The organism is Streptomyces sp. NPDC020299, assembly GCF_044387825.1.
Classification (GTDB): domain Bacteria; phylum Actinomycetota; class Actinomycetes; order Streptomycetales; family Streptomycetaceae; genus Streptomyces.
In genome coordinates this window covers 268821-279521 of record NZ_JBIRWL010000002.1, presented here as the reverse complement: position 1 = coordinate 279521, position 10701 = coordinate 268821, and the positions used below count along the sequence as shown (strand labels likewise).

At 71.9% G+C, this 10701-nt stretch carries 10 protein-coding genes; 5 read left to right on the top strand and 5 right to left on the bottom strand.

Annotation, left to right across the window (positions count from 1 at the left end):
* Nucleotides 1–18 precede the first annotated feature (18 nt).
* Entirely contained in the window at nt 19–675 is a 657-nt protein-coding gene (locus ACH45E_RS05405) for an ATP-dependent endonuclease (RefSeq protein ID WP_361444600.1), read from the bottom strand.
* Between the two features lie 170 nt (nt 676–845).
* Here ACH45E_RS05405 and ACH45E_RS05400 point away from each other — a divergent pair, with 170 nt between their 5' ends.
* The 4 genes from ACH45E_RS05400 to ACH45E_RS05385 all read left to right on the top strand — a co-directional run bounded on the left by ACH45E_RS05400 (nt 846) and on the right by ACH45E_RS05385 (nt 5934).
* Nucleotides 846–1673 carry a class I SAM-dependent methyltransferase gene (locus ACH45E_RS05400; RefSeq protein ID WP_361444603.1) on the top strand — a complete coding sequence of 276 codons (828 nt, stop codon included), beginning with the start codon at nt 846–848 and terminating at the stop codon, nt 1671–1673.
* 101 nt (nt 1674–1774) lie between these two features.
* Complete coding sequence (locus ACH45E_RS05395) at nt 1775–3472, top strand: hypothetical protein (RefSeq protein ID WP_361444606.1); 1698 nt, start codon at nt 1775–1777, stop codon at nt 3470–3472.
* Between the two features lie 162 nt (nt 3473–3634).
* On the top strand, nt 3635–5278 hold the full coding sequence (locus ACH45E_RS05390) for a protein kinase (RefSeq protein ID WP_361444609.1): 1644 nt from the start codon (nt 3635–3637) through the stop codon (nt 5276–5278).
* A complete protein-coding gene (locus ACH45E_RS05385) occupies nt 5275–5934 on the top strand; it encodes a hypothetical protein (protein ID WP_361444612.1) in 660 nt (219 codons plus the stop codon). Before ACH45E_RS05390 ends, ACH45E_RS05385 begins: the two co-directional genes overlap by 4 nt.
* Here ACH45E_RS05385 and ACH45E_RS05380 read toward each other — a convergent pair.
* Entirely contained in the window at nt 5919–7061 is a 1143-nt protein-coding gene (locus ACH45E_RS05380) for a PP2C family protein-serine/threonine phosphatase (protein ID WP_361444615.1), read from the bottom strand. The two genes, ACH45E_RS05385 and ACH45E_RS05380, sit on opposite strands and share 16 nt — an antisense overlap.
* A 251-nt stretch (nt 7062–7312) precedes the next feature.
* Here ACH45E_RS05380 and ACH45E_RS05375 point away from each other — a divergent pair, with 251 nt between their 5' ends.
* Complete coding sequence (locus ACH45E_RS05375) at nt 7313–7879, top strand: antibiotic biosynthesis monooxygenase (protein ID WP_361444618.1); 567 nt, start codon at nt 7313–7315, stop codon at nt 7877–7879.
* A 28-nt stretch (nt 7880–7907) separates the two neighbouring features.
* Here the strand turns inward: ACH45E_RS05375 and ACH45E_RS05370 are convergent, their stop codons facing one another.
* The 3 genes from ACH45E_RS05370 to ACH45E_RS05360 are packed head-to-tail and all read right to left on the bottom strand — an operon-like array spanning nt 7908 to nt 10688.
* On the bottom strand, nt 7908–8519 hold the full coding sequence (locus tag ACH45E_RS05370; RefSeq protein ID WP_361444621.1) for a TetR/AcrR family transcriptional regulator: 612 nt from the start codon (nt 8517–8519) through the stop codon (nt 7908–7910).
* Nucleotides 8520–8566: 47 nt separating this feature from the next.
* Complete coding sequence (locus tag ACH45E_RS05365) at nt 8567–9466, bottom strand: 3-hydroxybutyryl-CoA dehydrogenase (RefSeq protein WP_361444624.1); 900 nt, start codon at nt 9464–9466, stop codon at nt 8567–8569.
* Nucleotides 9467–9515: 49 nt separating this feature from the next.
* Nucleotides 9516–10688 (bottom strand): acyl-CoA dehydrogenase family protein, encoded by a 1173-nt coding sequence (locus ACH45E_RS05360; protein ID WP_361444627.1) that lies wholly within the window; start codon nt 10686–10688, stop codon nt 9516–9518.
* Nucleotides 10689–10701: the final 13 nt, after the last annotated feature.

Below are 10701 nucleotides of genomic sequence, written 5' to 3'. Positions count from 1 at the left end.
CCGGGAGCGCCGACCGGGTCAGACATGTGTGAGGAGGCGTTCCAGCGGCCGGGGGACGCGCTCGAGGTCCAGGTGCGCGACCAGCGCCTGTGCGTAGAGCGCCTTGCGACCGCTGTGCGTGCCCATGAAGCGCCGCAGCTGGTGCTCCACGGGCCGTTCCCGCTGTGCCGGCTGGCCCTGGAAGGTGTGGAAGGGGCGCGTCTCGCCCTGGGCGTCGATCACCTGCCGCACTCCGTCGGCCCCGACGGCGCGGATCAGTTCGTCCTCCAGATCGGCGACGCACACATGGAAACCGAGTGTCTCCAGGCCGGCGTGCGTGAGACCGGAGCCGAGGCCGACCCGCTCCAGATGACGCCGGAAATGCCGCTCCTCGCCGATGTCGCAGAGACCTGCCAGCGGCAGACCGAGCCCCGGAGGGCCGCACACGTCCAGGAAACGCCCGATGTTCGTCGCACCTCCGAGCGGTACCACCGCCACGCCCTCCGCACCGAGGTCACGGCCGTGGCGCGTGGCCAGCGCTTCGAGCGCGATCTGATCACTGCTCCCCTCGACGAGCACGATCGTCCGCACAGCGCCGCCGGCCAGCTCCCGCGCCACCGCGGCGGCCGCTCCCGCCCGCGCTCCGCCGGCCGCCCATGCGACCAGCGCCCGGCCGAACCGCCTCAACTCGTCCACGAGACCTCGCTTCCCGACGCCATCCTGGCACGGCCGAGAACCCGTTCGCACGCACGTTTTCCGGGGTGAGCCGCCTCAAGGAACCGGCGGGTGTTCCGGGGGCCGGTCAGTTGGCGACTCGCGCGCCTACGGGCTGTCACCCACCGCCTGTTCACGCTTGGATGGTGTGCATGAGCATCGATGAGCACGAGCGGCTGATGCGGACCAACCAGGAGAACTGGGACGCGCGCACCCCGGTGCACGTGGCCAGCCGGTTCTACGGGCTCGATCAGGCCCTTGACCCCGCGCGCTGGTTCGCCCCCTTCGAATGGGACGACCTCGGGGACCTCGGCGGTCTCGACGTACTGCACCTGCAGTGTCACCTCGGCACCGAGACGATCGCTTTCGCCCAGCGCGGGGCGCGGGCCGTGGGACTCGACTTCTCCGCCGCGTCCGTGGCGGCGGCCCGCTCCCACGCGGACCGGGCCGGACTCGACGTGACCTATGTCCGGGCGAACGTCTACGACGCCGTCGAAGCCCTCGGGCAGCAGCGCTTCGACGTCGTCTACACCGGCAAGGGAGCCCTGTGCTACCTCCCCGATCTTCCGCGGTGGGCGCGGACGGTGAGCCGCCTGCTGCGTCCCGGCGGCCGGCTGTACGTCGTCGAGTTCCACCCGCTGCTGAACGCCCTCGGCCCGACGCCCGCTCCGGGTGAGGGTCCCGAACTGCTGCTGCGCCACGACTATCTCGGCGGCCGCGGACCCGTTCACCGCGACGCGACGTACACGTACACCGACGGCCCGGCGGTCGAGGGCGCGCGGGACAGCTACGAATGGATGCACGGAATCGACGAGGCCGTCAACGCGGTGACGGAGGCGGGGATGACCGTCCGGCGGCTGCGGGAGTCCGACGAGCTGCCCTGGCCGCGCTGGCCGCAGATGGTCCGTACGCCGTCCGGCTGGTGGCGCCTGCCCGAGCCCCGGATCCCGCTGCTGTACAGCATGCTGGCGATCCGCTGAGCGGGGAGCCATGAGCCCTGATCGGGTGATGCCCACACCCGTGGGGTCACGGCTAGGCTGCGACGCAGGGGCCCGAGCGGTCGCGGAATCGGGAGGCACCCATGGAGTACGCGGAGTACTACGACCTCGGCACCCATCGGCGCCCGGTGACGGCCTCGTCCCAGGAGGCCCGGACATGGTTCGACCGCGGGCTCGTGTGGACGTACGCGTTCAACCACGAGGAGGCCGTCTCCTGCTACGAGGCCGCCGTCGCGGCCGACCCCGACTGCGCCATGGCGTACTGGGGCATCGCCTACGCGCTCGGCCCCAACTACAACAAGCCGTGGGACTTCTTCGACGAGCAGGACCTCGCGCGGACCGTCGAGCGCACTCACGCGGCCGTCGAGCTGGCCCAGGAGAAGGCGGCCACCGCCACGGCCGTCGAACGCGCTCTGATCGACGCGCTGCGCGCCCGCTACCCGAGGGCGCGAGCCGTCGAGGACTGCTCGGTGTGGAACGCGCCGTACGCCGACCGGATGCGTGCCGTCCACGAGCTCGCCCCGGACGACCTGGACGTGGCCGCCCTCTACGCCGACGCGCTGATGAACCTCACGCCCTGGCAGCTGTGGGACCTGCGCACCGGCGAGCCGGCGAAAGGCGTCCGCACACGCGAGGCCAAGGCCGTCCTCGACCGTGCGCTCGCCATGGACGGCGGTGCGGCGCACCCGGGCATCCTGCACCTGTACGTCCATCTGATGGAGATGTCCCCGACGCCCGAGGCGGCACTGCGCGTCGCCGACCGGCTGCGCGGCCTGGTACCGGACGCCGGGCACCTGCAGCACATGCCCTCGCACCTGGAGGTGCTCTGCGGTGACTACCGCCGCGTCGTGGCCGACAACAGCGCGGCCATCGCCGCCGACGAGAAGTTCCACGCGCGGGCCGGGGCGATGAACTTCTACACCCTGTACCGGTCGCACAACTTCCACTTCAAGATCTACGGGGCGATGTTCCTCGGGCAGGCCCGGACAGCCCTGGAGACCGTCGCCCAGCTCGAGGCGTCCATCCCGGAGGAGCTGCTGCGCGTGCAGAGCCCGCCCATGGCCGACTGGCTGGAGGGCTTCCTCGCCATGCGGGTCCACGCGCTGATCCGCTTCGGCCGCTGGGCCGACATCCTGCGTACGCCGATGCCCACCGACCCGGAGCTGTACAGCGTGACCACGGCCATGCTGCACTACGCCCGCGGCCTCGCCCTGTCGGCAACCGGCCGGGTCGCCGAGGCCGAGACCGAACGCGGACTGTTCCGTGCGGCGGTCACCCGGGTACCGGCGACCCGCATGCTGTTCAACAACACCTGCACCGACATCCTCGCCATCGCGTCGGCGATGCTCGACGGTGAACTCGACTACCGCAAGGGTGACTACGACGCCGCCTTCGCAGCGCTCGAACGGTCGATCGAGCTGGACGACAACCTTCCCTACGACGAGCCGTGGGGGTGGATGCAGCCGGCCCGGCACGCCTACGGAGCCCTGCTCCTGGAGCAGGGGCGCGTCGCGGACGCCGAAGCGGTCTACCGGGCCGATCTCGGACTCGACGACACGCTTGCCCGCCCGTTGCAGCACCCCGGAAACGTCTGGTCCCTGCACGGGCTCCACGAATGTCTCCTGCGCCTGGGAAAGACCGGCGAGGCGCGTCTCGTGGCCCAGCAGCTCAAGATCGCCGCCGCGACGGCGGACGTACCGGTCGAGGCGTCCTGCTTCTGCCGGCTGGAAGCCGTGTCGAGCATCGCCGACGCGGACGACTGCTGCGCCCAGGGCCACTGAGGGCTGCTGAGGACTGCTGGGGCGACCGCCGGCACCGGAGTGCGCAGCCGGGGCCCGATGGCTGGAACCAGACCGGCCGGAATCGTGTCTTTGTGCGCGTGGCCGGATGCTCCTGGGACGCCCAGGAACCGCGGGGGTGCCACGGTCCCTGGGGGGATGGCGATGAACGCTTGGGCAGTACCGGGGTACTCCGAGTCGCTCGAACTCGGCTCCGGAGCCAGTGGACGGGTGGTCTGCGCCGTTCACGAGGAGACCGGTGTGCCGGTCGCCGTGAAGTACCTGAGCGAGTCGCTGCGGACCCGCCCGGGCTTCGTGCACGGGTTCCGCGCCGAGGCGCAGTTGCTCGGCGGGCTGCGGAGCCCGCACGTCACCTGTCTCTACGAGTACGTGGAGGCGACCGAGGGCGCCGCCATCGTGATGGAGCTCGTGGACGGGGTCTCCCTGCGGACGCTGCTGACCAGGCAGGGGCCCATGGCGCCCGAGGCCGCGCTGACCGTGCTCAAGGGGTCCCTGCTCGGTCTGGCCGACGCGCACGGGGTCGGTGTGGTCCACCGGGACTACAAGCCGGAGAACGTCCTGGTCACGCCGGAGGGGGTGTCCAAGCTCGTCGACTTCGGCATCGCGGTGGACGCCGGGGTGAGCGCCGGCATCGCCGGCACCCCCGCCTATATGGCTCCGGAGCAGTGGACGGGGGCTCCCGCCTCCTTCGCCGGCGACGTGTACGCGGCCACCGCCACGTTCTTCGAGTGTCTGACGGGCCGCAAGCCCTACAGGGGTGAGAGCCTCGCCGAGCTGGCGTTGCGGCATGTGGAGGGTCCCGTCCCGGTGCAGGACGTGCCGGCGGCGGTGCGTTCGCTGGTCCGCCGGGGGCTGGCCAAGTCGGCGGCGGACCGCCCCGCGGACGCGACGGTGTTCGTCACCGACCTCGAGCGGAGCGCCGTCGCCGGTTACGGGGACGACTGGGAGGAGCGCGGGCGTGGTCTGCTCGCCGCGCTCGTCGCCCTGCTGCTCCGCCCCTCCGTACCCCAGGCGCCCTCCGCTGCCACCGACACAGCCCGTACGGTGCTCGGCCGGGCGCCGGGGACGGGCCGGCTCCACGAGTGGCGGCCGTCGTGGCCCGGGATCGCCGTGGCCGGGGCCGCTCTGCTGGCGGCGGTCCTGCTCTCCCAGGGCACCGGCCAGGGCTCTGCCGCGAACGCCGGGCAGGCGGCGCAGGTCCTGGCCACCTCGAGCGCCGCCGCGGACTCCGGTGCGAGCCCGCACCCGGCGGGCACGGCCACGCCCTCGACCGCGACGGACTCCGCGACGCCGGGCACCTTCCCTTCCGCCTCGGGCACCGACGCCTCGGCGTCGCCCACGGCACTCGGCACCACCCCGGCGGACTCCCCCGGGCCCACGGTGAGCACCGGCCCGACGGCCACCCCCAGCACCCCGCCTGACTCCCCCACCGCCACCGCCGGCACCTCCGCACCGGCCGCGCCCGGGGTCAAGGACGTCGCCCTCTCCGAGTTCCGGCAGACGGGCCCGGCGACGGCGACGGCGACCCTCACCGTCACCACGGACGGCACCGGCCCGCTCACCGTCACCGTCGGCTGGTTCTCGGGCGACACCGGCGGACAGCCCGGCGCGCAGGACGGTCAGCCCACGTCGTACCGGCGCAGCGGCGCCACGCAGTACACGATCACCGTCGACCACACCTTCCAGGGCACCGGCTGCTACTGGACGGTGCAGGCCACGACCGCTCCCGCCGCCACCGACGGCGGCGCGTCACAGCAACTCCTGACCCGGCGGTGTGAGATCCGATGACCACTCCCGAAGAGCACCCGTCCCGCTCCCGGGGCGAGGAAAGCGACGACTACAGCGCGACCGTACTGGCCAGCCACTGGATCCAAGGACCCGACACCCTCACCGACGCCACGCTCGTGGACGCGCCAGGGGTGTCCACGCGGCCGGATGGCCTCGGCCCCACCGTGCTGCGCTTCGGTCCCGGGGTGACCGCCGCTCTGGCACATCGCCCGCCTCCGGCCCCGTCCGCCCTCGCGGCGCCCCCCGTGCCCCCACCACGGGGGCGGCGGCTGCGCCGGCACGCCCTGCCCGCGCTCGTCGTGAGCGCCGTGCTGCTGTTCCTCTGGTGGCAGGAGCACAAGGCCCCGGACCTGGCCGTGGACCGGGTCACCGTGAGCTCCGCGAAGCGGACCCTGGGATGCGGCCGGACCGCGGACATCGCCGGTGCCGTCCGCACCAACGGGCGCGAAGGAACACTGGCCTACCGCTGGGAACGCAACGACGGCACGTCCTCCGGCCAGTTGCACGCCACCGTCGGCCCGGGACAGCGACTCGTACGGCTGAATCTCCGGTGGACCTTCCAGGGCCGGGGCCGCTTCCCCGCCACAGCCACGCTGCACGTCCTCTCCCCCGCCACCCGGACGGCGACCGTCCGACTCACCTACGCCTGCCCCTGACCGCCCGGCCGCATGGAACGCTCGTCGCCCGGCGAGTCCCGGCAGCGCACGGCGAGGGCCGCGATGTCGTCCTCGAGCCGCCCGCCGCTGTAGTGGAGCAGGTCCCGGTGAAGCCGGTCCAGCAGTTCCCGGGGCGGCGCCGGGCCGAGCTGCCGCATCCAGTCCGGCAGCGGGAAGAACGCGCCCTCGCGGTCCCGGGTCTCCGTCACACCGTCGGTGTAGAGCAGCATCTGGTCGCCCGCGCCGAAGGTGACGTAGTCGACGGTGTACTGGTCGCCGAGGAGCGTCCCCAGGTTGAGGGGCGGCGAGGGCACCGCGGACTCGAGGACCCTGACCTCCCCGCGTTCCACGAGCAGCGGCGGGGGGTGCCCGCAGTTGAGAATCCTGGCCTGCCCTCCGCCGTGCGGGATCTCCACGATCAGCGCGGTCGCGAAGTGCTCCAGCTGATCCGGGGCGAGGGACCCGAGGCTGAAGCGCGCCATGCTTGTCTCCAGGCGATGGATGACGCCCCTCAGATCGGGCTGGTCGTACGCGTTCTCCCGGAAGCAGTTGATCACCGCCGAGGCCGCTCCCACCGCGGGGAGCCCCTTGCCGCGCACATCGCCGATCAGCAGCCGCACCCCGTACGGCGTGTCGGCCGCCTCGTAGAAGTCGCCTCCGATCCGGGCCTGCTCCTGGGCCGCCAGATACAGCGACTCGATCTCGACGTCCTGGATGCGGCGCGGCAGCGGGCGGAGCAGCACCTTCTGGGCCGCGTCGGCGACGAGCCGGACCTGGAAGAGCATCTCCTCCCGCTGGAGTCGGAGATGGCTGGCGTATGCCGCCGCCAGGGTGACCGCGATGATCGCGGCAGCCGTGTACGGCGTCCCCAGATCGGAGTAGACGAAGCTGAGTCCGATCATGACCACCAGGCAGAACGCCCCCAGCAGGACCGTCGGGACGACGGACCACATCGCGGCGGCGAGGGCGGGGGCCGCGGGCAGGAGGCGGCTGAAGGCGATCTCTCTGGGAGTGGCGAACGCCAGGCTGGTGATGAGGACGGTGAGAACCACCGGCGACAGCAGTACGGCTTCCCGCCGGCCGCCGTATGGAGGGCGGCGACGCCGGAGCCGTCCTGACCTGATCACAAAATGCATCCTAATGGGATAAATAGGAAGCGCACTCCGCCGAGCCAGGCCACTGGCCCTGCGAGTCGGCGGGGACCGGCGAGAGGCGGTAGGCGTCCGGATCCCAGTAGGCCGTGGTCCCGACCGCCCGCGCCGGCACCCGGTCCACCTGCGCGTAGGGGGCGAGCCTCGTATCCAGGCCGCGAGGCCCGGGCCACGGCGTTCTCGGTCACCAGGCATGACTCGCGCCGTACGTGGCACACCTGATGAGCATGAGCACCACCGAAGTACGGCGGGGCGAGCCGGTCACCACGGTCCTCACCTGGGAGGTGCGTCCCGGCCAGGAGCAGGAGTTCGAGGACTGGACGCACGGGATCGCCCACTGCGCCAGACAGTTCCCGGGCAACGAGGGCGTCTCGTGGCTGCGCCCCGAGGAGGGGCACCGCTTCCACGCGGTGCTGCGCTGGTCCGATGCGCACCGGCTCACCGCGTGGCTGGAGTCGGACGAGCGGGCGGAATGGCATGCACGGATCAAGGGTGTCGCCACGGAGATCGGCAGCGAGCGGCAGTCGACGTCCGGGATGGAGACCTGGTTCAGCTTGCCCGGCACCACCGTGCAGGCCCCGCCTCGCTGGAAGATGGTGCTCACCACGTTCCTCGGCGCCTATCCGTTCACGCTGCTGATCCAGGCGCTGGTGACGCCCCGCACGGGTGCCTGGCCCCTGCCGCTGCGGGCCGCCGTGTTCCCGGTGGTGCTGCTGCCGACGCTGACGTACCTGGTGATGCCGCGGCTGAGCCGCCTGCTGCGGCGATGGCTGTACCCTCCGCCGGACGGCTGACCGGGCCTCGTTCCGGCATCGCGTGACCTCACCGGGCCGGCATCGTCTCCGGCAGGCCGAGCGCGGCGGCCACGTGCCGCCAGATCGAGGTGAGAGCCGAGTCGAGGTCGACGGTGGGATCGCGCAGCATCAGGCGGATGCCGTAGCCGTCACTGAGGGACAGCACGAGGGTGCTGAGGTCGTCCACGTCGGCCGGGGTGAACTCGCCCGACGCGATGCCCCGCCGCACCGCACCGGCCACCCAGGCGTGCAGTTGCGCGTACAGGTCCACGGCGAAGGCGCGGGTCGTCTCGTCACGCAGCGCCCGGACCCACAGTTCCTGCCAGAGCCGCCAGTCCTGGTGCAGTACGGGATCGGCCGGCAGCAGGTTGCGGATGATCCGGCCCAGGATGACCGCCGCGGGCGCCGTCTCCGCGTCGCGATCGACGTCCACGGCGGTGTTGGCGAAGGAGTGGGTCATCGCCTCCGTGAACAGCTTCTCCCGGGTGTCGAAGTGGTAGTGCAGCAGCGCGGTCGACACACCGGCCCGCTCGGCCACCATGCGCATCCGGATCTTCTCGAAGCCGGTCTCGGCGATGACCTCGCACGCCGCGGTCAGGATGCGCTCGCGCGTGTCTGCCGTGCGCACCTTGGTCGACACCCTGCGGCTCCCCTCGGTCGGTGGTCGTACGTCGTGACCATCTTCCCTCACGGCCGCTCCGCCGGTACCGGCGCCTCGTGTCGCGGCTGTCTGTACGTGTGGAAGCCGCGTCCCGACTTCCGTCCCAGCAGGCCCGCCTCCACCATGCGGGACAGCAAGGGCGGTGGCGAGTACAGCGGCTCGCGGAACTCGGCGTACAGCGACTCGGCGATGGCGCGTGTGGTGTCCAGGCCGATCAGGTCCGTCAGGGCCAGCGGGCCGAGGGGGTGCGCGCAGCCGAGGACCATGCCCCGGTCGATGTCCTCGACGGTCGCGCTGCCCGACTCGACCATGCGGACGGCGGCCAGCAGGTAGGGGACGAGCAGCGCGTTGACGACGAACCCGGCCCGGTCCCGGGTCCGGACGACCTCCTTGCCGAGCCGGCCCGTCACGAATGCCTCGGCCCGTGCCGTGGTCTCGGGCGAGGTGAGCAGCGACGGGACGAGTTCGACCAGCCGCAGCACCGGTACGGGGTTGAAGAAGTGCACGCCGACGACGCGATCCGGCCGGCCGGTCGCGGTGGCGAGCCGGATGACCGGGATGGACGAGGTGTTGGTCGCGAGGACGGTGCGGTCGTCGGTGAGCACGGAGTCGAGGCGGGTGAAGACGTCGAGTTTGAGGCGCTCGTCCTCCGCCACGGCCTCGATCACCAGGGTGCTGTCGTGCAGGGCCTCGATCTGGTCGGTGACCGTGATCAGTGCCGCGGCGGCTTCCCGTCGCTCGGCGCCGAGCCTGCCGTGCGCGGCGGCCCGGTCGAGCGAGCGGGTGATGCGCCTCAGGCCCGCCCGGGCCGCCCCGGCGTCGCGTTCGACGACCGTCACCGGCACGTCGGCACGGGCGCAGACCTCGGCGATGCCGGCGCCCATCAGGCCGCAGCCGACGATCCCCACGTGCTCGATGTCGGTCATCCGTCTTCCTTCCTTGTTCGGGCTGTGCCGGTCGGCCTGGTCCGGTGGATCAGGCGACGGGCAGGTCCAGGACGCCCGTGCCGCGCTTGACGAGTTCATTGGCGATGATCAGCCGCTGGATCTCGGAGGTGCCCTCCCAGATCCGGTCCACGCGCAGCTCGCGGTAGAGCCGTTCCACCGCGTACGCACGGTCGTAGCCGCGTCCGCCGTGGATCTGGAGGCACCGGTCGATCACCCGGCCCGAGGCCTCGCTCGCGGCGAGCTTGGCGATGGCCGCCTTGGCGTGCAGCGTCTTGCGGTCCTCGGCGGAGGCCTGGTCGACCTCCCAGGCGACCTGGTGGGTGTAGGCCCGGTTGACGGCGATGTCGACCGCGCAGTCGGCGAGCATCCCCTGGACCAGCTGGTACGAGGCGATCGGCGCCCCGAACTGCTCGCGCTCCACGGCCCAGTCACGGGCCAGCTCCAGGGCCCGTTCGGCCGCGCCGGTCGTGCGCGCCGCGATCATCAGGCGCTCCTCGGTGAACCAGGAGCGGGTGATGTCGTACCCCTCGCCGATGCCGCCGAGCACGGCGTCCTCGCCCACCTGGACGTCGGTGAAGGTGAACTCGGGGTGCTCGTAGACGAAGGTGTGCATGAAGCGCGGTACGCGCGTCATCTCGATGCCGGGGGTGTCCTTGTCGACGAGGAACAGGGTGGGTGCGCGATCCGGGCCCGCCGCGGCCAGCACGATCATGAAGTCGGCGTGGTCGCCGACGGTCACGAACCATTTCTCGCCGTCGATCACCCAGCCGTGTTCGTTCTTCGTGGCGGTGGTGGCCAGGTTCTGCGGGTCCGAACCCGCGCCGCGCTCGGTGACCGCGTAGCAGTCCCGCCGCTCGCCCTTGATCACCGGGATCAGGAAGCGTTCGCGCTGCTCGGGGGTGCAGAACCTCAGGGCGTTGGCGGGTCGCCACACCATGTCCCACAGGGCGCCGGTGAGCCGTCCGAGTTCTTCCTGCACGGTGGCCTGCTCGGCGACGGTGAGTCCGGCGCCGCCCCATTCGGCCGGCATGTTGACCGCTTGGAGGCCGGAGTCGAGTACCGCGTCGCGGATCTTGCCGTGGACCTCGGCGGGCAGGCCGTTGTTCTCCTCGCACTGCGTTTCGTAGGTGGCGATGAAGTCGGTGAGGGCGCGTGCGTCGGCCTTGAGCTGTGCCTGGCGCGGGGTGAGGCGGAAGTCCATGGGTGTCCTCGCT